Below are 22,823 nucleotides of genomic sequence, written 5' to 3'. Positions count from 1 at the left end.
CGAAAATGGAACAAAAAATCCCCGTAACAAAAATTACGGGGATTCTTAATATAGTTATTGTTCAGTAGATCCCGAGACAGGCTCGGAATAAGTGATTCACATACTTTTTGCTTCACAAAAAGTGGTTCTCTACTTACTTTACTTCTTCAAAATCTACATCTTCTACATCACTAGATTCGTCTGCAGTTTCATTTCCACCTGCTTGTGCATCTGGTCCTGGTTGTGCTTCTCCACCTTGTGCTTCTGCTTGTGCTTTATACATCTCTTCTGATGCTGCTTTCCAAGCTTCATTAATAGCATCTAGTTTAGGCTGAATCGTATCTACATCTTTTGTCTCAAAAGCTGTTTTTAATTCTGCAAGAGCATCTTCAACTGGTTTTTTCTTATCATCAGATAATTTATCACCAAATTCTTTTAACTGCTTCTCTGTTTGGAAGATCATTCCATCTGCTTCATTAATCTTATCTGCAGTCTCTTTTGCTTTTGCATCTGCATCTGCATTTGCTTCAGCTTCAGCTTTCATCTTAGCGATTTCATCTTCCGTAAGTCCAGATGATGCTTCAATACGAATATCTTGCGTTTTGTTTGTTGCTTTATCTGTAGCGCTTACTTTGATGATTCCGTTTGCATCGATATCAAAAGTTACTTCGATTTGTGGTGTTCCACGTTGTGCTGGAGGAATTCCATCAAGATGAAAACGTCCAATTGTTTTATTATCTACTGCCATCGCACGTTCTCCTTGTAATACATGGATTTCTACCGATGGTTGATTATCTGCTGCTGTCGAGAATACTTGAGATTTTTTTGTTGGGATTGTTGTATTTGCTTCAATAAGTTTTGTAAATACATTACCCATGGTCTCAATTCCTAAAGAAAGAGGTGTTACATCTAGTAATAATACATCTTTTACATCTCCTGTAAGTACACCTCCTTGAATTGCAGCTCCTACAGCTACTACCTCATCTGGATTTACTCCTTTTGATGGTGACTTTCCAAAGAATTTCTCTACTGCTTCTTGTACTGCAGGAATACGAGTAGATCCTCCTACAAGAATAATCTCATCTATATCTCCAGTACTTAATCCTGCTGCTTTAAGTGCCGTTTGACATGGCTCTATTGTTCTTTTTACAAGATCATCTATAAGTGCTTCAAACTTTGCACGGCTTAATGTACGTACTAAGTGTTTTGGACCGCTAGCTGTTGCAGTAACGTATGGTAAATTAATCTCTGTTTGTGAAGAAGAAGAAAGTTCAATCTTTGCTTTTTCTGCAGCTTCTTTAAGACGTTGTAAAGCCATTGGATCTTTACGAAGGTCCATATCTTCATCTGCAATAAACTCTTCTGCAAGCCAGTTAATTATTTTTTGATCTACATCATCTCCTCCTAAGTGTGTATCTCCATCGGTAGCAAGTACTTCAAATACACCGTCTCCTAATTCTAGGATAGATACATCATGAGTTCCTCCTCCAAAATCAAATACTACGATTTTCTGATCTTCATTTTTCTTATCAAGACCGTACGCTAATGCCGCCGCTGTAGGCTCATTAATAATACGTTCTACTTTAAGACCTGCTATTTCTCCTGCTTCTTTTGTTGCTTGACGCTGGCTATCGTTAAAATATGCAGGCACTGTAATTACAGCACGAGTTACATCTTGTCCAAGGTAATCCTCTGCTGTTTTCTTCATTTTTTGAAGTGTCATTGCAGATAATTCTTGTGGTGTATATAAACGACCATCAATGTCTACTCTAGGAGTATCATTATCGCCTTTTACTACTTTATATGCAGAGCGATCTGCTTCTTTAGAACTTTCGCTGTATTTATTCCCCATAAAACGCTTAATAGAAGCGATTGTTTTTGTTGGGTTTGTTACTGCTTGTCGTTTTGCTGGATCCCCTACTTTAATCTCCCCTCCTTCTACAAAAGCGATTACAGATGGTGTTGTACGCTTTCCTTCAGCATTAGGGATTACTGTAGGCTCGTTACCTTCCATAACAGCAACGCAAGAGTTGGTAGTTCCTAAGTCAATTCCTATGATTTTGCTCATTATATTATGTATTAAGTGTTATTTAAATTTTTCTACACTACACAATAGTCAATCATTATGCCACTGCAAACAGACTGACAAGGTGTCATTTTCTGCTTTCGCGAAAGCGTAATTATAAAAAAATAGTACACATCACTTATCCTATTTCCAAGAGCTCCCTCCACTGTGTTGTATAGCGAGGACTTCGTTCTCGTTTAATTAATTCCCATTCGTGAATACGGGTTCCGATCATGGCAGAAGACACTGTTGTTTTTCCAAATTTCATATTAAGAGTGTCTACAATTTTCATGATTTTTGCATCGGTAATCTTAGATTGTTGCTCAAAAAGATTCCCTTGTACATGTTCTTGAGGAATTAATCCTGTCAGGTTTACAGCTACCTTTTTATAACGATATCCTGATTTATAAATACCATGTAATGCTTTACGAGCATGTGCGATAAGAGCAAATGTATCATTGGTAGGAATAGGCATAGTTACTGTCATACGATTTGAGTATTGCTTATCTATTGTACTATGGTAATTGGTATACAACGCTACATGTACATAGGTTGCACACGATTTTTGAGCGCGTAATACTTCTGCCACTTCGGTGATATAATAAGCACAAGCTTCTTCGATTCTTCCCAAATCTGGTAATTTTTGCCCAAAAGATTTTGCAGTTCCTATCGCCTTTTTAGGGTTAGGGACTGTCATAAATTCCAAACACGACTCTCCTCGTAGTTCTTTCCACAAGCGTTCTCCTACAATGGTCATCTCTTTACGTACCCAAGCAAGTGGTAGGTTTACAAAATCGATTGCTTTAAAAACACCTATTGCTTGAAGTCGTTTTACATGCTTTCTTCCAATACCCCATATATCACCTATATCTGCCCATTGTAATGCTTCTATACGTTTCTCTTCTGTATCCATTACATAGACATGATCGTATATAGGGATTTTTTTTGCCATGCGATTTGCTAACTTGGCAAGTACCTTTGTAGGTGCAATTCCAACACCTACTGGTAATCCTGTATATTGATAAATACGTTCTTTAATGTCAAACCCATAGGCTTGTATATCTATATGAGAGAATCCGTGTACATCAAGAAAAGCTTCATCAATACTATATACCTCAACACAAGGAGAAAATGTCCCTAGTATATTCATTACTCGTTGTGACATCTCACCATACATCGTATAATTAGAAGAAAAAAAAGTGACTTTATTTTTAATCAAGATATGCTTGATTTTATACACTGCCTCAAACATAGGAATATGCGTAAGTGCTTTTGCTTCTTTGTTTGCAGCAATGATACAGCCATCGTTATTACTTAAAACAACAACAGGCCTACCCCATAGATCAGGACGAAATATCTGTTCACATGAAGCGTAAAAGCTATTACAATCTACCATTGCTATCATCGGGCGTAATGTATAATATAGGTAATCACTCCCCATAAGGTACAGGTATCTTGATGTTTATCAAACGGAATGCGAATGACTTTAAACACCCCTTCTTCTACCACCAAAGCTAAGTCTTCAAAATGTGGCGTAAGCGACCTATCTACAATGAGCACGTCTTTATTTAGAATCATAAAGTCTTTCCAAGCATCTCCTTTAACTCTTATATAAAAAGTAGCATCTTTATGTATGGATAGTTCCTCGTTAAGATCTATAGGTGCTTCCATATAATGAGTTGCAGCACTAGGAAACCCTGTCTGAGTTGATACCTCAGCGCTATGGCGTTCTTCTGTTTTTCTGATCTTTCCTGACACTTCGATTTCCATAATTCAAAATTATGGAATTATTCCCATATAATGGAATAATTCTTATCGTAACAATTTAATACTTTCGCATACTAATGGTACCATACAATCATTATATGACCTCAAGCCAAAAAACACGCCTCCTATTTTTAGCCTATTTTAAGATGTGGGGATTCTATATCTTATTCTTTATAACCATGGCGATTTTAAGCATCTGGATTCCCGAACTTAAAGATAACGGCTATGAAGACACAACTCTAAGTGAGATGTTGACAAATAATCCTTTTAAGTTATTTGTTCTTGCATGCATTTTTGCTCCTATTGTAGAGGAAATGATGTTTCGTACACTTATCAAACCTACCCATACAGATCTTATTTTATTTATTTGTTCTTGGCCTGTTTTTCTTGGATTAGGTTTTCTTCCTCATGATATCCATTGGGGAATTTTACTTCTCTTTGGTGCTGTAGTCATCTTTACATTATTTTATATTTTAAAGCATCTTATTTCCGAAAAGACAACACAACGACTACGTACCTTCTTACACACATACACAACACCCATGCTTATTATTGTATCTATTGTATTTGGACTCGTACATATTAATAATTATGTAGATGATTTTGTAATCAATATTGCGCTCATTGCGCTCATTGTACCTCGTGTTATTTCTGGTTTTATGATGGGGTGGATCAAAATAAAAAACCAAGGACTTATCTGGTCCATGGGGCTTCACTTTATGAACAATGCCTTTGTGGTAGGGCTAGGAATACTGGCTAGTTAGAGAATAAAATAATGCACATTGACACTATTTTAAAGTGCATCTTTTTATCTTTACAAGATGCACTACATTCCTATTTCTATACAAGACATTGATCTTTTACAAGCACTTGCTATTCGTACATATATAGATGCATTTGCTCATAAAAACAAGCCTGGGGTTTTGGAGAGTTATGTAGAGCACGCTTTCGCGAAAGCGAACTTACGACAACAACTTCTAGACAAAAATTCCTATTGGTATTTTATACAAACCAACGATACCATTATCGGATATCTTAAGTTAAATATAGGAAGTACCCAAACCGAATTTCAAGATCAAGATGGACTTGAAATCGAACGTATTTATATAGATACTCCATATCTCAATAAAGGTTTTGGAAAAAAAGGGATAGATTTTGCAATTTCTCAAGCCCATACACTGGAAAAAAGTTACATTTGGTTAGGCGTTTGGGAAGAAAATCCAGACGCTATTAGATTTTACAAAAAAAACGGTTTTAAAATTACAGGCACACATCAGTATGACATGATTGCTGAAATTCAAACCGATTATATTATGCAATTGCATTTCTCATGAAAGAAAAAGAAATAGAATGTATCTCCATTTTTGATATGCTTAAGATAGGCGTAGGCCCTTCGAGTTCACATACATTAGGTCCTTGGCGAGCAGCACGACGTTTTATAAAGAAATTAAAAGATGAACAACTTTTTAATACTGTAGAAAGTTTACATATAGATTTATACGGTTCTTTATCCCTCACAGGAAAAGGACATGCGACTGATGTAGCTGTGATGATGGGACTTATGGGAGCAGATCCAAAAACATGTTCTATTAGTACTATTCCTACTACAGTTGAGAGTATTAAAGCAGAAAAAAAGTTATCGTTTAATGGAGACCGTACTCTTTCTTTTGATCCTTCAGAAGCAATAAAATTTAATCGTGAATTTTTACCATTTCACCCCAATGGAATTACCTTTAAAGCCACTACAAAAGATACTATTCTAGAAGAAACATTTTATTCTATAGGTGGTGGTTTTGTTGTACAAGAAGAACGTAAACGTTCTGAATTCAAAATACACCAATTTCAATGCTTTCCAAGACCGATATCCCTAGCAACCGACCTCCTTGCATTTTGCAAGAATGAGAATAAATCTATCTCTCAAATTGTATTTGAAAACGAACTTTATCTAAGGCCCGAAGAAGAAATTAATGAACGTCTCAAACAGATATGGGATGTGATGTTGGACTCTATGTATACCGGATGTCATACAGAAGGAACACTTCCTGGTGGACTCAATGTAAGACGTCGTGCTTATGACAGTCATAAAAAATTACAAAAAGGAACTCCGTATACAGATAAGTATGAATGGATAGAAGCAATACGCGGAACAGAAGTGCGCTTTCGCGAAATATTAAAATGGGTTTCTTGCTTTGCATTATCGGTAAATGAAGTAAACGCCTCTTTAGGACGTGTCGTAACGGCGCCTACTAATGGAAGCGCGGGAGTAATTCCAGCTGTCATGATGTATTATATGGTTATTGAAAATCACGATGCCAACTTTGACGATATTAAAAAATATATGCTTGTCGCTGGAGAGATAGGAAGTCTCTTTAAAAAAGGAGCTACCATCTCTGCTGCTATGGGAGGATGTCAAGCAGAAATAGGAGTATCTAGCGCTATGGCAGCTGGAGCACTTACAGAACTTATGGGAGGAACACCAGAACAAGTACTTATCGCTGCAGAAATTGCTATGGAGCATCATTTAGGACTCACATGTGATCCTATAGGAGGTCTTGTACAAATTCCTTGTATCGAGCGTAATGCAATGGGAGCAATCAAAGCTATAAATGCTTGTGAGATGGCTCTTGATACAGATGCTGCAAATGCAAAAGTCCCTCTAGATAAAGTAATAGAAACCATGTGGCAAACAGCGCAGGATATGAATACAAAATATAAAGAAACAAGTGAAGGTGGACTCGCTGTTAATGTAGGGATGGCAGATTGTTAATTCAATATTATAAGAAGTACACCCTTAGATAAAATCTAAAATAAATAGTACTTTCTAATACTACTACCGTGTACATAAAATACAAAAAGTGAAAGCTAAGAAAAGATGTACCTTCCTTAGCTTTCTATCAAAATCAAACAAACTTCAAGATATTATATAGCTACAATACCTTGTGTATTTGTATCAGGTAAATTATTTGATTCTTCTGATATAAATTCTAATGATTCTCCATTAACTCTATATATTCCAATAGTACCATCTAATCCATACAATTGGTATAAATACTGTCCGTCATCAGAGATCCACATATCAATCCATCCGTCTGTACTTGCAAATGCTTCTGGACCATTATCTGCTCCTCCTGTACCTGTTCCTTGAGCAGCTGTTTGATCTAGTAAGGTTACAGCACCATTATCAAAACTATATGATGCAAGACCTGCTTCAATAGCATTTGACACAAAGAATGTATTCCCATCTGCAGTAAAGTCTAACCAACAAGCTGTTCTTCCTGTGTTACCTTCCCCAGAACGTACATCAAGTGTGATAGGCGTTAAGGTACCATCGCCTTGTATTTGCCAAGTAGATACAGAGCCATCTTGTAATGCAGGGAAAGCTGGTGGCGTTCCATCAGGTTGAAATTCTCTTGCTTCGGTTACTACTACATAGTTATTTCCTACTACTTGAAAACCAATAGCAGATGGTAAGTTTCTTCCTTCTGTATTATCTCTCAATGTAGAAGTAGCTGTACCCCATGAATTTGCACTTAATACACCGTCTGCCCCTACATTATAGACTGTTACTTCATCTTCACTTCCTGATCCTAATGCAACTGCTCCAGAATTAATAGATGTTATAACTAACCATTGTCCATCTGGTGAAAATTGTACCGCAGATGGTCTGATAGGCAAGTCTCTTGTCGACCCAGGAATTGCTTGTAAAGCACCACTTTCTAGTAACCAATATCCAGTTACTGTACCCTGATGCATAGGCTCACCTCCTGCTAAAAATTCTGGACGTGTAATATTTGACACATATACAAGACCTTTTGTTCCTGCAACAGTTACGTCATCTGTTGTTGCAATACTATTAGGGCCTACAGCACCAGTATCTAAAGGATCTCCTACCGCTTCTAATGAAAAATCGTCTGCAATATTAAAAGAAGTAATCGTATTACTTCCAGCATTTACCGCTAGTAAATTCTCATTATCGTCTGTTTTTGTAAGTGCATATGCAGAGATTAGTGGATCTAGTCCTTCTCCCCCATCATAATCACCTCCGTTGCCACCAGTTGCAAATGGCCCGATAGGTGTAAGAGAACCATCATCTGCTCTTCCATATGCAATAATAGTATTAGGTCCTTGTATATTTGTTCCTGCTATTTGACCATCACCATTAGTCATAGCATATACGGCTCCAACAAAACTAGCTGTATCATCATCATCATCTCCTTGTTCTTCTCCATCTGGAGTAGGGGTGTTATCATCATCAGAATTACACGAGACAAAAGTGATAGATAGTACTAAAAATGCGACAAGCATTAAATTAATCTTTTTCATTTTCTAAGTATTTAATTTTTGATTTTTATTTTATACGATTACAATCAAATTTGGCCAGATCAATTGTAATACACATGAGAAAATAGAGTGTATTTTTTCACTGTATATTTAGTATTCATACTATTTTCTTACTTACGTGCTTTTGAAGATAAAAAAGCACGTTTATGAATTTAGACTAGATTAAAAAATAATTAAATTATTGATAATCAGATACATAGATTATATTTATACAAGTATAAGTATTCTCTATTAATGAAGTATTGATATACAAAAGAATGTATTTTAACTTTTTATTAACAAATATGCTTATGAAAATTTAATCTAGAATGTAAGCTATCTAACACAAATCAAAATTGTAACGTCAGATATTCATCTAAGTAGTATGAAAAGAAAAGATTTTAGATTTTAATTTTGGGTATTATCCTCGTTTTGCACCACAATTTTCTCGATCACGTGTATCTACAATATAGAAAATCTTCCATACGCCGTCTCGTTTAAAGAGTTGAAAACTATTGGTGCCACAATGACTTAGTTCGCCATTTATATAAAAAGAGTAAGGAGTCCATACGTTTGCCATCTTACCATCCATTTGGACTTTATAGCTTTCGATACGTTCTTCAAATTTGGTTTCATCAGGGATAGAACATATAGAAGTTAAGAAACCACTAAAGTCTTGTTTACTTAATACCACTTCACCTGTTCTATTTTTTCCAATAGATTGCATGAGTATTTTTTCATGAACAACACTTTTAATAGTAATAGAGTCTTGTTTATGAAAACCATCAAAAAAACGTTCTACTAGTTCTTTTACTTTAACCTCTTCTGTTTTGATTGATTGATTTTGCGCTGTAGAAATTTTCGCGAAAGCAAAAAAAACAAGTCCAAAAATCATTCCCAAAATAATATATTTCCCCTTCATAAAAATCATGATTAATATAGATATGTAATTTACTACTTTTGTAGGATAAAACATAACCAAATGTCTGTCGCAAAAAAAGAATATAAACGTATTACTGTAAAATCTCTTACAGAAATGAAAAGTCGTGGCGAAAAAATATCTATGCTTACTGCTTATGATTATACCATGGCAAAGATTGTAGATGGTGCTGGGATTGATGTCATCCTTGTAGGAGACAGTGCTTCTAATGTCATGGCTGGTCATGAAACAACACTTCCTATCACGCTAGATCAGATGATTTACCATGCGTCTTCTGTAATACGTGCTATAGATCGTGCTCTTGTCGTTGTAGATCTTCCTTTTGGAAGTTATCAAAGTGATCCTAAAGAAGCATTGCGCTCTGCCATACGTATTATGAAGGAAAGTGGAGGACATGCGATAAAGGTAGAAGGTGGTAAAGAAATTAAGGAAAGTGTCAAGCGTATTTTAAATGCAGGAATTCCTGTAATGGGTCACTTAGGCTTAACACCGCAATCTATCTATAAATTTGGAACATATACTGTAAGAGCAAAGGAAGAAGAAGAAGCTGCAAAACTAAAAGAAGATGCATTGATGTTACAGAAAGCTGGATGTTTTGCAATCGTACTAGAAAAAGTACCCGCAACTCTTGCAAAGGAAGTAGCAGAAAGTCTGACCATTCCTATTATAGGAATAGGTGCTGGTGGTGGTGTAGATGGTCAAGTACTTGTAACACACGACATGTTAGGTATGACTCACGAATTTAATCCTCGTTTTTTAAGAAGATACCTTGATATGTATACAGCAATGACAGATGCATTTGAACAATATGCAACAGATGTAAAGTCGCAAGATTTTCCTAATGAATCTGAGCAATACTAATTTTTTTTGCTTTCAAGGAACATCGTGACGCAGAAGTTTATGCTGAGCTTATCGAAGTACGAAATCCTGCCTGTCATAGAAATGGCGTATACTGTATAAAAAATAACACCATCCTATGGAATATTACCACTTTTTGTGTGAAATACTCTAACAGGAAAAAGTGCAGATCACGGACCCCAAAGCTCTTGAAGTAAACCAAGAATCGTATCACCCTATAATCATACATACAGAACATCCCAAGATTTTGTAGAAATAACTCGTTTTAAAATTTCTAAAAAGAAACTTGGGTGTATGTGAAAATTTAAAATTCATATTTTTTTATAAAATATAGTTAGGATTCCTAATTAATTTATATCTTTGAACTATTATTAATTATAAAAACTAAAATACACATGAGTAAAACCATCTTTTATCACGCAGGATGTTCAGTATGCGTAAGCGCAGAAAGTGATGTCATTAATTTAATAGGAGAAGAAAATTTAGATATCGTAGATATCGCACAAAACAGAAACAGGATTCCAGAAGCCGAAACTGCTGGAGTACAATCTGTTCCTGCACTTGTAACTCCAAATGGAAATGTACTTCACATCAATTTTGGAGCATCTATGGCCGATGTTATTGGCTAATTTTAATATATATAGTTAGGATTCCTATTTAATTAAAATAAGAATCCTAACTATAAAAAATGTATCATTATGAAAACAAAAACTTCAATATTTATTGCTTTATTATTTGTAGGGTTATCTGCAATAGCTTGTACAGATAAGAAAGGCACTTATGAAAATGATGACTTTGCTATTACAAAAGTAGAAGTCACACATCACAGCGATTTACAGATGACTATCTGGGAAATTACTGTAAAAGGAAAAGCAGGTCACACAACTCCTGTCCCTGTAGGACAACTAGATGGAGCGCCTGTGCTCGCTTATGTATTTCCTACTACATTAAAACCTACAGATGTTGGTTTTAATGAGACTGAAGGTATTGTTGCCTTAGGTCTTACGTCACATCCAGATTTTGACGATACTCCGTTATGGGATGAGAATAAAGATAAAGTCTTTGACAATGACGGAATTATCTGGCATCCACATTGGGTAATTTTAGTTCCTGATGATCGTGTTGAGGGAGGTCTCGCTGTCAAGGAGTTTAAAAAAGAGGATACTAGCGTTATTTTACCTCCTACAAATCCAGGGATGCCTATGTATATGGACTCTCCAGGATACCAAGTTATCACTACTGGAAATACGATTAAAGTCATGATTCCAGATTATCGTATAGCATCTACCAATTTTTCATACGATGGTGTCACTTCTTTAATGAGAGTAAATACGAGTATAGAAGAAAAACCACTATTAGGCGTATATGAAGTATATCATGTGGCAAGTGGAGACCTTTCTCTTCCTTATGCTGTTAAACAAAAATAAAGAATATGAAAGTGAATGTTTGGGATACTTATGTCCTTAAAAAAAATGGAACCTTAATGCACTTTGACATCCTTGTTCCTATGGAAACTTCAGAAGAAGAAACTGTTTTTCAATACGGAGATGATTATCTAAATACAAAGGAAGTTCATATCCAATCACTAAGCGCTTCAGAATGTCGTTTATGCCATATGGAAACCGCTCCTTCTCAAGTTATAGCTTCTATTCAAGAAAAAGGATATCATATCATAGAAATACAAAACTGTAATTAATTGCAGAGTATTTGATCATGTAATTAGGATTACTAACTTTGCCCATAGAACTTCATGGTATCTATGGGCTCTGTTTTCTTATGAAAAAAACAATATTTAATACCGCATATCAAAACGACACTGCCAATAAAGTAGTGGTTGGATTAGAACGTATTTCCGAAGCTTTTAAAGTATTACTTTGGGAACATGCAAAAGTGGTAGGTTTAAGTCCTATCCAAATACAAATCTTATTATTTATTGCACACCACAAGCTCGATATGTGTACTGTGAGCTATCTCGCTCAAGAATTTAATATTACAAAACCTACGATAAGTGACGCTGTAAAAGCACTTCTTAAAAAAGAATTGATTCAGAAAAAAACAGTCTCTACTGATAGCCGAAGTTATGCCATCGCACTGACTCCGAAAGGAAAAACATTGCTTCTTCAAATAGAAGATTTTGCACTTCCCATTAAGGATCAATTAGAACATATAGATCAGGCTGAGGTAAAACAACTATACCATACTATTACAAAATTAATTCATGGATTAAATAAATCTGGAATCCTTAGTATACAACGCAATTGTCATAGTTGTATCTTTTACGAGAAAAAAGCAAAAAGCCATTATTGCAATTTTCTAAAACAACCTTTAGAAAATCATGAGATTCGTTTAGATTGCCCTGAATATGAATCAAAACCTACAGGAACGGCATCCTAGTCTGTTATTATGAACACCCACTCTACTCCCACAAACTTACAAGTGCTTTATGAAGATAATCACCTCATCGTGATTAATAAACGTGCAGGAGATATTGTACAAGGTGATAAGACAGGTGATGCCCCACTAAGTGAGGTCGTAAAGAAATATATTGCAAAAAAATATAACAAACCTGGTGCTGTTTATTTAGGGGTTGTACATCGTTTAGATCGTCCTACTAGTGGTATTGTAATATTTGCCCGTACAAGTAAAGCTCTGGCGCGACTCAACAAACTATTTGCCGAAAGAAAGACGCAAAAGACCTATTGGGCACTTGTAAAAAAGCATCCTTCGCCAGAACAAGCTACGCTTACTCATTATTTAAAACGTAATACAAAGCAGAATAAAAGTTATGCTTACGCGAAAGCAGTACCAGATTCAAAAGAAGCTAGTCTCACCTATCGAGTCATCAAGAAATTAAAAACGTTTACACTTCTTGAAATTGATTTACATACCGGAAGACATCACCAAATACGTAGCCAACTCACAGCTATAGGAAGTCCTATAAAAGGTGATTTAAAATACGGATTCGATCGTTCTAACAAAGATGGAAGCATTAGCCTACACGCTCGTAAACTGACCTTTATACATCCCGTACAGAAAGAAAAAATGACCTTTATAGCTCCTGTTCCAGAAGAAGATACGGTTTGGAAAGCGTGTAAAAATGATTAATTCAATTATAAATATAACTACAACCTTATTACTTGTTTTATAATACGTACTTGTTCCTTTATTAGTGTAAGGATATAGACCCCTTTTGCATACTCAGATAGATCTATTGAAGTGTCCTCATTTTGTATATCTGTTATATACAATTCTTGCCCAGTTAGAGAATGTACTACTGCTTTGGCTCCTACAAGCGTAGAGGGAACTCGTAATGACATGGTATCTACAACTGGATTAGGAAAAAGTTGTATCTCATTTTCTAATATCTCATCTGTTACAGACAATGTAGGATCTTGATACACTCTTACATAATCTACCTCCATAGCACTTTCATTAAAAGAATTCAAAATTTCTGGCAAGATGGCAACATTAAGTAAGATATATTGATTTGCATCAAAAGGCCAAGTTGATGGATTTTGTACGGGTGGATTATAGGTATAATGTTCAACCCCATCAACACTAAAAACCATTTGTTCTGGAGTCCACTCCAACGTATACGTGTGAAATTCTGATGAGACTGTTGAGATATTTTGTCCACCTTTGTTTACTGTATTCCCAAAACTAGAAGGGGTATGCATGGCACTTTGCACAAAATTTTGATTACTTCCCCAATGTTCCATAATATCTATTTCTCCACAAGCTGGCCAAGAAACCGACCCCATAGATGCAGACCAAAAACCACCTGATTCAATAATATTCTGTCCTAATGTCCAGATCGCAGGCCACGTACCTACACCTATAGGTAACTTGGCGCGTACTTCTACATAACCGTAGGTAAAAGCAAATTTAGAATTCAATCTAGCTGAAGTATGTGACTTGGTATATCCTTGATCCGTAAATGTTTCTTTTCTAGCTACTATTTTTAAAGTTCCATTACTTACAAAAGAATTTAATGTACGGTTTGTATAGTGTTGTATTTCTCCATTGTACCAATTTCCGCCATTAGGGATTTGAGTTTGATGATGCCATTTAGTCGAATTTATAGGACCAGTGCCACTAAACTCGTCAGACCAGACCAATTCATAATTGTCTCCTTGTCCATATATAGGTAAACCTACAGAAAGGAAAAACATCAATACAATAAAAATTCTCATAGCATGTACATCTTTAGAGATCGAAAGGTACAATAATAGCCATCGTTTCCCTTAAAATTGACCTATACAAGAATACATCATTTGCAGTATTTTATGATTTTTGTTACACCAAAAGCACATGAAAACAGTTTTTGTTTATTTTAAAAACTGGAGATAACAATGAAAAACTAGTATCAATATCAAGAAGACATATGCTCATAACATTGGTGTATTTTTCTTTCTTACGCTTTCGCGAAAGCGATATATATTTTATAGAAGTACCAAATTTATAAAAAGTATACTGTACTTAATTCTAGGTTTCTATACTCGCTGGCCATTGGTGGATCAATGGTGAATTCTCGCCACTATGATCAATAATAAAGATTTCTATTGCTTTTCTAAACGCTTCTAATGCTATATTTCTAGGGTCATTTGGATCGCTAAAATATAAATCTGTATCATTTCCAAACAATGGTAATAAAGGCTCGTAGGGAGCAGAAAAAATAAAGATATAATAGAATGTCATCATAGAACCTATGGTTCCTGTATTTGGTAAATACCCTAAAATGTCATCAATTTTAAATGTTGCATCATCCGGTTTTACAATCGTTGCGTTTTGGATACAAGGAGGATAATTTGCTACAAAAGACAGTCCTGGACCTAACGATCTCATTTGTCTAGAATTTCCATGGGCAACAACTCTATATACCAAACTAGTTAAAACCGATTTTAATGCTTTCTTACTATCCATCTTAGGCAATCCTCTCACATTTCCTTCTTCGACATTTGAAGATGCAGTCATCCATTTTTGTAATTGAGTGTCATTAGATACTGCTGCATCATTCTTGTATGTCGTTTCTACAAAAACGTCTACCATACCTTCTGAAGCATCCCAGAAATAAAGTAATTGTTTTACTATTGGGTATCTATCCCAATCTTCTTTATCTGTAAAATCATCTTTGTTAAGTCCTAAGTTATCTAAAGCAACCTTTGGATCGTCTTCAAAAAATTCTCGTCCAGTTGCAAATGTATTTGTAAGTTCTAAGAAAGAATCTGGAGTAGAAAATGATGTTGGTGGACCAATTGTTTTCCACAGTAATAGTAAGGTATCATTAAACCCTATAAGTGATTTTGACTGTGGATCCAATAACTTTCTGAGATCATGATCCTTTTTTACATTATTAAATAATGTCATCTGCATAGGAGCAGATACAATATGCCAATGATATACATGTCCTAACCATATTCCATATACAGTAACAGCTGTTCTTGCTGCGGCTAATGCATAAATCCACGTAGCACCCGTATTTGTTGTATTGTCCTGTGTATTATGTGGTGTGTATATATGCGCTTCAGTACTATTTGAAATTTGAACACAAATAGGGCGTAATTTCTTAGTGTCTTTATCCTGTTCTAATATAATAAAAGCTCCTGGAGTCCAACGATCAAATCCGTCTACTTTATTTGCATCCCAGTTATTAAAAATGGTTAGATCAATGGCATATAATAGTCCTTCCTCTTGAATAGGTTTTAAAAGTCCATCCCATTCTTTATGAAATATTGATTTTACTTTTTTTAAGCAAAGTTTTTCTACTTTTTGAAGAAACAATAAATTATACGCCAATCCATTTTCGGCAATCATAGGCCAAAATTGTTTCGTAGCCTCTTCTGGATCTGTTAGAATAGAAGCATACTTATCTCCACGTGTCTTAATATTATCTTCATAGACATTATAGTAATTCGTCCAAGACATGCTAAAATCTGTTGGTTTGCCTAAAAAGAAATCTGTAAAAGTTTTTCCTCTTTTTGGATATGCAGAAAACGATGCTTTTTCTAAATGTGCGTGTAATGTCTCCTTATTTAAAAATTCACTTTCAACAGATGTTTCTAGTCTTTTCAAAAGACTCATTCGTTCTTCTTCTCCAGTATCAATAGGGGCATCATCATACATAAATGTATACCCACTTTGTGTCTCTCCTTGTATTGTATACTCAGTACTCAATCCGCTTTTTGCCATCTTGGTCTCTTGCGTTCTCAATCCTAGTTTTACGATGGTTTCAATGGTTTCTGTAATACTAAAAGGAACCGCAGGCATCTCTGTAAATCCCTTTTTCCTAATAGGCAGATGATGCATTGTTGTAAATTCTTTTTCTACCTCTTTTTCTACCTCTTCTGTAAGTTCATTTACAACGTCTTTTACAACATCCTTTAGAATTTCTTTTGCATACTTCTTAATAAAATAATAACCGATAGCAAGCATGATCATTATTATAATTACAATGACTACTACATATTCCCAAATTTTCATATTGATGATTTTAATACGACTAAGCTAACTCTCTATCTTATTAAAAAACAGCGTATTTGTACCTGTTTTTAATAAGATATTATTTAATAGCTTTCCTACTTTCTATGAGGACACTTATTAAGATAAGAGCTCCTCCAATAACGGTACGCATACTTGGAATTTCATTAAGGAATAAAATACCCAAGATAATTCCATAGATAGGTTGTGCGCTACTCATTAAACTGGCAGTTGTGACCGAAAAATGTTTAAAACTCAACAAGAATAAGGTATGACCTAAAGCAGTTGTCACTAAGGCTAAAATCCCTATATATGGAAGTTCGTTTACAAATCCATCTGTATCAAAAAGGAAATAAGCAGGTATAAGCATTATTGCAATAACAAGGGTTTGATACCACATCACTACAGAACCGTTATATGTAGTGATTTTTGTTTTGACCAGAAGATTACGCAATGCATAACAAAGCGCTGAAAACAATCCTATCAATATGGCAAGAAAGTTATCATTATCAGTATCAAATTTGGGGGCGAGAAAGTAAATACCTAGTAGAACTAGAAGTCCAAGAAGCACGTGCATCTTAGAAAATTTTGTTTTTAAGAAAATAGGTTCTAGAAGGCTCGTCATCACTGGAAATGTAAATAGTGATAACATCCCAATCGCTACATTAGATAACTGCAACGCATAGAAGTAGGTAATCCAATGCATCCCCATTAAGATTCCAGAAAGAACAATGGCAGAAGTATCTTTATGCGCGAGTTTAAAAGAAAGCCTTTTCCAGGCTATAAAAATCCCTAATAATAACATCGCTCCAAATGCTCGGATTCCAATAGTCACAGCAGGTGGCAAATCAATATACCTTCCTAATACACCTGATGTACTAATGAATAACATCGCCAGGTTAATTTCCAGAATAGGACCTAAATTTACTTTTTTACTCAACTCTTATTTTTTCTATTTTTTAGTGACTTATGTACACTTTAATACCATTTCAATAAATATAATACTTGAATAAGTAAACATATATTCTTGATGAGGTAACTGTTGCTTTATATTATTTCGCTTTAAGCGAAAATCAAAAATACGCTCCTTACCGCATCAATGCTTTTGCCTTTTCTTTAATCACGTCGGCTACGGGTCTGTTTTGGATTTTACTTTCTAACCACGACAATACATCTAGATATAAGAAGGCTCTACGCTCATAAGGATCGTCTTCATATACCTTTAGTTTCTTATACAGTTTCTTAAAAGCGCCTCGAAGTTCATGTGGATAGATATTCTTAAGTCCTTGCACAAAGTTGATCATCTCCCGTTGTACCTCGTGAAGGTCATCCATTTTTAATAGGAACTTATAGGTACTACGTAATAAGGATTCTAAATGGTAATCTTTTGCTGCTTCATAATGTGCAATCAGATTAAGCAATCGTGCAAAACACATAAGATCCTGTCGGGTCTTTAAGCTTTTTGCATTAATGATTTTGGATAGATATTCTATACACTTGGTATAGTTTTCGGCACCAAAATACAGACAGGCAATTTTATAATAAAAGACCATAATATGATGTTCATCGATACGGTACTTTGGAGAGGAAATTCCTTCCATAGTCTCTGTCACCAGTGGTTCAAAGTCCTCATAATCTCCGACCATAAAACGATGATTGAGTTTATTACTCAATGTATATAAGAATAATAAGGTATCTAGGTTATCTCCTTTAGGAAAGTTTTTATCATCTCGTAACCCCTCTAGACGTTGTAATGCTTCATCAAACTTGCTACTTAACTTAAGATAAAACAGGGATTCTAATAAGTAATGTTGCCCTTTAAGATAAAAGACGGGATTACGTTCTATCATCGTCGGGTTGTCTTCAAAAAGCAACACCCATCGTTGTGCATATTTATAGCAGGAAACAAAATCTTGTATTAAGAAACTATACCATAAATGTGCTTTATATAACCAGAGTTTTTCTCTAAAACCAAGTGTATCATGATCGTATTTTGGCATCATTTTATCAAAATAAGTTTTGATTTCTTGACGTTCTTCATCACTTCGTACATACCCAGTACGTAACATCATACCATACAGCTCTAGGGATACATTAGACAATTTACTTGTCATCACATTAGCTTTACTCAATGCTTTAGATTGTGCAGAAAGTTCATCGGCGCGAGACGCCATGCTTCGGGTGATATATTGTGTTTCGATTACTTTTTCTAATTCTACAATCTCATAAGCAATGTTCTTTTCTTCATTCTCTATCGCCATTAATTTTGCCTTATCAAGTACTTTAAGGCTCTGTTTATACAATCCCTTTTGATATAGTATGGTTGCAAAATCTAATTGTTCTCGTATCTGTACTCTAATATTTCTATGAGAAGGGGTGAGTCGTAAGCTTACAAGAAGTTGTCTATACAAATGAGCTTTTAGGTTGGAGAGTTGTAATTTGGTTACAATTCCCTTCTTTATAATAGCTTGTTCATCGTACGACGCCATCTTATCGAGTGCCTCAAAAAGTGCCATAAATTTTGCATCCGTATTACGCTCTAAGCGTCCGACGTACAACTTAAATTGTCGTTTTTCGCTTTTAGATAATGACTTAACAAGCACAAAAAGAGAATCGCTTTCGTCATTTGGCGTTGTAATGATTTTTCTCATAAATTATTATAAAACAGATGTTTACGAAATTCAAAAAGCTATTTAACGTCGTAAAAATTACTATTTTTGACATCTCTTAGCTATCTCCAATATATATATTCGTAATTAAAAACAGAGAATGTCTAGAGATAAAATTCAAATCTTTGATACCACACTTCGCGACGGAGAGCAAGTACCAGGATGTAAGTTGGCTACCAAAGAAAAGTTAATCATTGCAGATCGTCTAGACCATCTAGGCGTCAATGTCATAGAAGCTGGTTTTCCTATATCAAGCCCAGGTGACTTTAATTCCGTTCAAGAAATTGCAAAACTTGTACAACATGCAACAGTATGTGGTCTTACACGCGCGGTTCAAAAAGATATCGAAGTAGCTGCACAAGCATTAAAATATGCAAAATTTCCTCGTATTCATACAGGAATAGGGACTAGCGAATCTCATATAAAATATAAATTTAATAGTACACCAGAAAAAATTATCGAACGCGCTGTAAAGGCAACTGCTTATGCAAAAACATTTGTCGAAGATGTTGAGTTTTATGCAGAAGATGCTGGACGTACTGATAACGTATATCTCGCTCGCGTACTAGAAGCAGTGATCAAAGCAGGTGCTACGGTATTAAACATTCCGGATACGACAGGATATTGCCTTCCAGATGAATACGGTGCCAAAATGAAATACTTAAAAGAAAACGTAAAAGGCATTGAGAATGTAACACTTTCTTGTCACTGTCATAATGATTTAGGGCTTGCTACAGCAAATTCGATTGCAGGTGTACAAAACGGGGCAAGACAGATAGAATGTACCATTAATGGGATAGGAGAACGTGCAGGAAACACTTCACTAGAAGAAGTTGTTATGGTGTTAAAGCAACACCCATACCTTAACCTAGACACTACGATTAATACACAATTACTGTACGACACTAGCCAGATGGTAAGTGAAAAAATGGGAATGCCCGTACAACCCAATAAAGCCATTGTAGGTGCCAATGCATTTGCACACAGCTCGGGAATTCATCAAGACGGCATGATTAAAAATCGTGAGACCTATGAGATTATGGACCCAGCCGATGTAGGTGTGACTGAAAGTGCCATTATCCTCACAGCTCGTAGTGGTCGTGCTGCCCTCGCCTATCGTTCTAAGAAGATAGGGTATGAACTCACTAAAGACCAACTCGACCTTGCTTATAAAAATTTCTTAACGGTAGCAGACCACCAGAAAGAAGTATGCAATGATGATATTCATCGCATTATGGAAACAGCACAGATTCAAGCTGGCGTACTTGTGTAAAAAAGATAAAAAGAGCATAGAATATAGATACTAGAATTATAATTAAGTACACTCCCCTAACCCCTCTTAATAGAGGGGAATAAAATAACTTAAGAAGGTATAAAAAAAGAAGAACTAAAAAAGAGTATTGAGTGATTTGAAAACGAAGCAATAGCGAAGTATTCAAGAAGCAATAGCGAAGTATTCAAATTGTACCGAAATATAAATTCAGTCATTTCAGTATAACAAACTCATAATCTAACAAGTAGATTTAAAAATAACTACATTTATAGTAGTTAGAGATAACATAAAAGATACTCGCCTACGCGAGCACAAGCATGGGAAAAACCTTATTTGATAAAGTCTGGGATGCACATGTGGTAGATACGATACCCGATGGACCACAGGTTTTATATATAGACAAGCATTTGATTCACGAAGTGACAAGTCCGCAAGCGTTTAATGAACTGGAAGCAAGAGGTATTCCGATTGCGAGACCAGATCAGATTGTAGCTACGGCAGATCATAATACACCTACTGTAAATCAGCATTTACCGGTGGAGGATCCGCTTTCGCGAAAGCAATTAGAACAGCTTTCCAAAAACTGTAAGAAACACGGGATTACCTTATATGATTTAGGACACGAGTATAACGGGATCGTTCACGTCATTGCTCCTGAATTAGGAATTACCCAACCGGGAATGACCATGGTTTGTGGCGATAGTCATACCAGTACACATGGTGCTTTTGGAAGTATCGCCTTTGGGATTGGTACCAGTCAAGTAGCACAAGTATTTGCGAGTCAAAGCTTATTACTTAAAAAACCAAAAAGCCTACGCGTAAGCGTTAATGGAAAACTCCCTTCTGGCGTATTACCAAAAGATGTGATTTTATATATCATCTCTCAAATAGGGACCAATGCAGGTACAGGTTATTTCTGTGAGTATGCAGGAAATGTATTTGAAGATATGTCTATGGAAGGCCGTATGACGGTTTGTAATATGAGCATTGAGATGGGTGCTCGTGGAGGTATGATTGCACCCGATCAAACCACATTTGACTATATAGAAGGAAAGAAGTTTGCGCCGCAAGGGGACGCTTTCGCGAAAGCGGTATCCTACTGGAAAACATTACCTACAGATGATGATGCCTCTTTTGACAAAGAATATCATTTTGATGCGGCAGATATTGCACCTATGCTTACTTATGGAACCAATCCTGGGATGGGTATAAAAATCAATGAGCATATCCCAGAAAAAGGAGATATGACTTTTGAGAAAGCATTAGAATACATGGATTTTAAAGGGGGATCACAATTATTAGATACCACGATTAATTATGTATTTATAGGCAGTTGCACCAATTCTAGAATTGAAGATTTTAGAGTAGCAGCTAGTTATGTAAAAGGAAAACAAAAAGCGCCAAATGTAAATGCGTGGTTGGTTCCTGGATCACAACAGGTTGCCAAACAATTACAAGAAGAAGGACTTGTTGAAGTGTTTGAAAATGCTGGATTTACGCTGAGAGAACCAGGTTGTTCTGCTTGTTTGGCCATGAATGATGACAAAATCCCAACGGGAGAATATTGCGTCTCTACATCTAACAGGAATTTTGAAGGACGACAAGGACAAGGAGCGCGTACCATACTTGCGAGTCCGCTAGTAGCAGCAGCTACAGCGATAGAAGGAAAAATAGTAGATATCACAAAAACAGCATTTGCGTAATGGAGAAGTTTACAAAATTAACCGCCACAGCCATTCCGTTACCTATAGAAAATATAGATACCGACCAGATTATCCCTGCTCGTTTCTTAAAAGCAACAGACAAGGAAGGATTTGGAGATAATGTATTTAGAGACTGGCGATACGATAGTGAAGGAAATCTCAATCCAGATTTTCCATTAAATGCGCCGCAGTATTCAAAGGGTCAGATCCTTGTTGCTGGAGATAATTTTGGATGTGGTTCTAGTCGTGAGCACGCAGCTTGGGCAATTGTAGGATATGGCATTAAGGTCGTCATCTCTAGTTTTTTTGCCGATATATTCAAAGGAAATGCATTGAATAATGGATTACTCCCTATTCAAGTATCTCCTGAATTTTTGAAACAATTACTTACCTGTGTACAAAAAAATTCAAAAACAAAAATTACAGTCGATTTGGAAAGCCAAATCGTTGCCTTTGTTGGTATCTATAATGAACAATTTCAAAATGGAGAAGAAACTTTTGATATTGACCCTTATAAGAAAGTATGCTTGATAAATGGATATGATGATATTGATTTTTTAGTTAGCAAAAAAGAAACCATCGAAGCATTTGAGAAAGAGCGGGTCGTGTTTTGAAAAAGACTAAAAAAGATAAAAGAATAAAGAGTATAGAATATAGAATATAGAAAAGTATAGTTTTGTGAGATTCCCGCCTTCGCGAGAATAAAATGGAACTTCCCTCCTAGGAAGGCGATGTACTGAGCTTGTCGAAGTAAGGGATTGAGGGAGGTGTA

At 35.6% G+C, this 22,823-nt stretch carries 21 protein-coding genes; 12 read left to right on the top strand and 9 right to left on the bottom strand.

Features of this window, described 5'->3' with window-relative positions:
- Positions 1-133: 133 nt before the first annotated feature.
- The 3 genes from dnaK to ABJD27_RS02490 all read right to left on the bottom strand — a co-directional run bounded on the left by dnaK (position 134) and on the right by ABJD27_RS02490 (position 3,814).
- Complete coding sequence (gene dnaK, locus ABJD27_RS02500; RefSeq protein ID WP_348171546.1) at positions 134-2,047, bottom strand: molecular chaperone DnaK; 1,914 nt, start codon at positions 2,045-2,047, stop codon at positions 134-136.
- A 136-nt stretch (positions 2,048-2,183) separates the two neighbouring features.
- Positions 2,184-3,485, bottom strand: coding sequence for a Y-family DNA polymerase (locus ABJD27_RS02495; RefSeq protein WP_348171549.1), 1,302 nt, complete (start codon positions 3,483-3,485; stop codon positions 2,184-2,186).
- Positions 3,446-3,814 carry a S24 family peptidase gene (locus ABJD27_RS02490; protein WP_348171552.1) on the bottom strand — a complete coding sequence of 123 codons (369 nt, stop codon included), beginning with the start codon at positions 3,812-3,814 and terminating at the stop codon, positions 3,446-3,448. Before ABJD27_RS02490 ends, ABJD27_RS02495 begins: the two co-directional genes overlap by 40 nt.
- Before the next feature lie 95 nt (positions 3,815-3,909).
- Between ABJD27_RS02490 and ABJD27_RS02485 the strand changes: the two genes are divergently transcribed.
- Genes ABJD27_RS02485 through ABJD27_RS02475 form a run of 3 tightly spaced genes read left to right on the top strand, consistent with a single transcriptional unit; the run spans position 3,910 to position 6,578 of the window.
- Positions 3,910-4,575, top strand: coding sequence for a CPBP family intramembrane glutamic endopeptidase (locus ABJD27_RS02485; RefSeq protein WP_348171554.1), 666 nt, complete (start codon positions 3,910-3,912; stop codon positions 4,573-4,575).
- A 57-nt stretch (positions 4,576-4,632) separates the two neighbouring features.
- The gene (locus tag ABJD27_RS02480) at positions 4,633-5,145 is read left to right on the top strand and encodes a GNAT family N-acetyltransferase (RefSeq protein ID WP_348171557.1); all 513 of its coding nucleotides are present in this window, start codon (positions 4,633-4,635) and stop codon (positions 5,143-5,145) included.
- On the top strand, positions 5,142-6,578 hold the full coding sequence (locus tag ABJD27_RS02475; RefSeq protein WP_348171560.1) for an L-serine ammonia-lyase: 1,437 nt from the start codon (positions 5,142-5,144) through the stop codon (positions 6,576-6,578). The genes ABJD27_RS02480 and ABJD27_RS02475 overlap by 4 nt, the downstream gene beginning before the upstream one ends.
- 152 nt (positions 6,579-6,730) lie before the next feature.
- On the opposite strand, the gene ABJD27_RS02470 is transcribed toward ABJD27_RS02475, so the two are convergent.
- Both ABJD27_RS02470 and ABJD27_RS02465 read right to left on the bottom strand, forming a co-directional pair.
- A complete protein-coding gene (locus ABJD27_RS02470; RefSeq protein WP_348171563.1) occupies positions 6,731-8,134 on the bottom strand; it encodes a hypothetical protein in 1,404 nt (467 codons plus the stop codon).
- Positions 8,135-8,552: 418 nt separating this feature from the next.
- Positions 8,553-9,053, bottom strand: a complete 501-nt coding sequence (locus ABJD27_RS02465) for a nuclear transport factor 2 family protein (protein WP_348171566.1) — start codon at positions 9,051-9,053, stop codon at positions 8,553-8,555.
- Between the two features lie 60 nt (positions 9,054-9,113).
- Here ABJD27_RS02465 and panB point away from each other — a divergent pair, with 60 nt between their 5' ends.
- From panB to ABJD27_RS02435, 6 genes are all read left to right on the top strand, one after another.
- Positions 9,114-9,932: a 3-methyl-2-oxobutanoate hydroxymethyltransferase gene (gene panB, locus ABJD27_RS02460; protein WP_348171568.1), complete on the top strand. Its 819-nt coding sequence runs from the start codon at positions 9,114-9,116 to the stop codon at positions 9,930-9,932.
- A gap of 392 nt (positions 9,933-10,324) precedes the next feature.
- Positions 10,325-10,558: a thioredoxin family protein gene (locus tag ABJD27_RS02455; protein WP_348171571.1), complete on the top strand. Its 234-nt coding sequence runs from the start codon at positions 10,325-10,327 to the stop codon at positions 10,556-10,558.
- Between the two features lie 69 nt (positions 10,559-10,627).
- The gene (locus tag ABJD27_RS02450) at positions 10,628-11,356 is read left to right on the top strand and encodes a hypothetical protein (RefSeq protein WP_348171574.1); all 729 of its coding nucleotides are present in this window, start codon (positions 10,628-10,630) and stop codon (positions 11,354-11,356) included.
- Positions 11,357-11,361: 5 nt separating this feature from the next.
- Positions 11,362-11,625, top strand: a complete 264-nt coding sequence (locus tag ABJD27_RS02445) for a DUF2024 family protein (RefSeq protein WP_348171577.1) — start codon at positions 11,362-11,364, stop codon at positions 11,623-11,625.
- Positions 11,626-11,705: 80 nt separating this feature from the next.
- Positions 11,706-12,323 carry a MarR family winged helix-turn-helix transcriptional regulator gene (locus tag ABJD27_RS02440; protein ID WP_348171580.1) on the top strand — a complete coding sequence of 206 codons (618 nt, stop codon included), beginning with the start codon at positions 11,706-11,708 and terminating at the stop codon, positions 12,321-12,323.
- A gap of 9 nt (positions 12,324-12,332) precedes the next feature.
- On the top strand, positions 12,333-13,034 hold the full coding sequence (locus tag ABJD27_RS02435; RefSeq protein WP_348171583.1) for an RluA family pseudouridine synthase: 702 nt from the start codon (positions 12,333-12,335) through the stop codon (positions 13,032-13,034).
- 17 nt (positions 13,035-13,051) lie between these two features.
- Here the strand turns inward: ABJD27_RS02435 and ABJD27_RS02430 are convergent, their stop codons facing one another.
- The 4 genes from ABJD27_RS02430 to ABJD27_RS02415 form a co-directional block, all read right to left on the bottom strand.
- Positions 13,052-14,122, bottom strand: a complete 1,071-nt coding sequence (locus ABJD27_RS02430) for a family 16 glycosylhydrolase (RefSeq protein ID WP_348171586.1) — start codon at positions 14,120-14,122, stop codon at positions 13,052-13,054.
- 292 nt (positions 14,123-14,414) lie between these two features.
- Positions 14,415-16,409: a lipoxygenase family protein gene (locus ABJD27_RS02425; RefSeq protein ID WP_348171589.1), complete on the bottom strand. Its 1,995-nt coding sequence runs from the start codon at positions 16,407-16,409 to the stop codon at positions 14,415-14,417.
- Between the two features lie 79 nt (positions 16,410-16,488).
- Positions 16,489-17,346 carry a DMT family transporter gene (locus ABJD27_RS02420; RefSeq protein WP_348171592.1) on the bottom strand — a complete coding sequence of 286 codons (858 nt, stop codon included), beginning with the start codon at positions 17,344-17,346 and terminating at the stop codon, positions 16,489-16,491.
- Between the two features lie 148 nt (positions 17,347-17,494).
- Positions 17,495-19,057 (bottom strand): hypothetical protein, encoded by a 1,563-nt coding sequence (locus ABJD27_RS02415; RefSeq protein ID WP_348171595.1) that lies wholly within the window; start codon positions 19,055-19,057, stop codon positions 17,495-17,497.
- Positions 19,058-19,175: 118 nt separating this feature from the next.
- Between ABJD27_RS02415 and ABJD27_RS02410 the strand changes: the two genes are divergently transcribed.
- The 3 genes from ABJD27_RS02410 (at position 19,176) to leuD (ending at position 22,665) form a co-directional block, all read left to right on the top strand.
- Entirely contained in the window at positions 19,176-20,348 is a 1,173-nt protein-coding gene (locus ABJD27_RS02410; protein ID WP_348171598.1) for a 2-isopropylmalate synthase, read from the top strand.
- Between the two features lie 317 nt (positions 20,349-20,665).
- Entirely contained in the window at positions 20,666-22,051 is a 1,386-nt protein-coding gene (gene leuC, locus ABJD27_RS02405; protein WP_348171601.1) for a 3-isopropylmalate dehydratase large subunit, read from the top strand.
- Positions 22,051-22,665 carry a 3-isopropylmalate dehydratase small subunit gene (gene leuD, locus ABJD27_RS02400; RefSeq protein WP_348171604.1) on the top strand — a complete coding sequence of 205 codons (615 nt, stop codon included), beginning with the start codon at positions 22,051-22,053 and terminating at the stop codon, positions 22,663-22,665. Before leuC ends, leuD begins: the two co-directional genes overlap by 1 nt.
- Positions 22,666-22,823 lie beyond the last annotated feature (158 nt).

The sequence above is a fragment of the Dokdonia sp. genome, from assembly GCF_039945015.1.
GTDB lineage: Bacteria > Bacteroidota > Bacteroidia > Flavobacteriales > Flavobacteriaceae > Dokdonia.
The sequence above is the reverse complement of the archived record's forward strand: the minus strand, read 5'-3'. Positions and strand labels throughout refer to the sequence as shown.

Bases quoted from the DNA above. Each gene is read 5' to 3' on its own strand.
- ABJD27_RS02480 (WP_348171557.1), top strand. From the start codon at position 4,633: ATGCACTACATTCCTATTTCTATACAAGACATTGATCTTTTACAAGCA.
- ABJD27_RS02485 (WP_348171554.1), top strand. From the start codon at position 3,910: ATGACCTCAAGCCAAAAAACACGCCTCCTATTTTTAGCCTATTTTAAG.
- dnaK (WP_348171546.1), bottom strand. From the start codon at position 2,047: ATGAGCAAAATCATAGGAATTGACTTAGGAACTACCAACTCTTGCGTT.
- panB (WP_348171568.1), top strand. From the start codon at position 9,114: ATGTCTGTCGCAAAAAAAGAATATAAACGTATTACTGTAAAATCTCTT.
- ABJD27_RS02440 (WP_348171580.1), top strand. From the start codon at position 11,706: ATGAAAAAAACAATATTTAATACCGCATATCAAAACGACACTGCCAAT.
- ABJD27_RS02475 (WP_348171560.1), top strand. From the start codon at position 5,142: ATGAAAGAAAAAGAAATAGAATGTATCTCCATTTTTGATATGCTTAAG.
- leuD (WP_348171604.1), top strand. From the start codon at position 22,051: ATGGAGAAGTTTACAAAATTAACCGCCACAGCCATTCCGTTACCTATA.
- ABJD27_RS02455 (WP_348171571.1), top strand. From the start codon at position 10,325: ATGAGTAAAACCATCTTTTATCACGCAGGATGTTCAGTATGCGTAAGC.
- ABJD27_RS02465 (WP_348171566.1), bottom strand. From the start codon at position 9,053: ATGAAGGGGAAATATATTATTTTGGGAATGATTTTTGGACTTGTTTTT.
- ABJD27_RS02445 (WP_348171577.1), top strand. From the start codon at position 11,362: ATGAAAGTGAATGTTTGGGATACTTATGTCCTTAAAAAAAATGGAACC.
- leuC (WP_348171601.1), top strand. From the start codon at position 20,666: ATGGGAAAAACCTTATTTGATAAAGTCTGGGATGCACATGTGGTAGAT.
- ABJD27_RS02425 (WP_348171589.1), bottom strand. From the start codon at position 16,409: ATGAAAATTTGGGAATATGTAGTAGTCATTGTAATTATAATAATGATC.
- ABJD27_RS02490 (WP_348171552.1), bottom strand. From the start codon at position 3,814: ATGGAAATCGAAGTGTCAGGAAAGATCAGAAAAACAGAAGAACGCCAT.
- ABJD27_RS02430 (WP_348171586.1), bottom strand. From the start codon at position 14,122: ATGAGAATTTTTATTGTATTGATGTTTTTCCTTTCTGTAGGTTTACCT.
- ABJD27_RS02410 (WP_348171598.1), top strand. From the start codon at position 19,176: ATGTCTAGAGATAAAATTCAAATCTTTGATACCACACTTCGCGACGGA.
- ABJD27_RS02495 (WP_348171549.1), bottom strand. From the start codon at position 3,485: ATGGGGAGTGATTACCTATATTATACATTACGCCCGATGATAGCAATG.
- ABJD27_RS02450 (WP_348171574.1), top strand. From the start codon at position 10,628: ATGAAAACAAAAACTTCAATATTTATTGCTTTATTATTTGTAGGGTTA.
- ABJD27_RS02470 (WP_348171563.1), bottom strand. From the start codon at position 8,134: ATGAAAAAGATTAATTTAATGCTTGTCGCATTTTTAGTACTATCTATC.
- ABJD27_RS02435 (WP_348171583.1), top strand. From the start codon at position 12,333: ATGAACACCCACTCTACTCCCACAAACTTACAAGTGCTTTATGAAGAT.
- ABJD27_RS02415 (WP_348171595.1), bottom strand. From the start codon at position 19,057: ATGAGAAAAATCATTACAACGCCAAATGACGAAAGCGATTCTCTTTTT.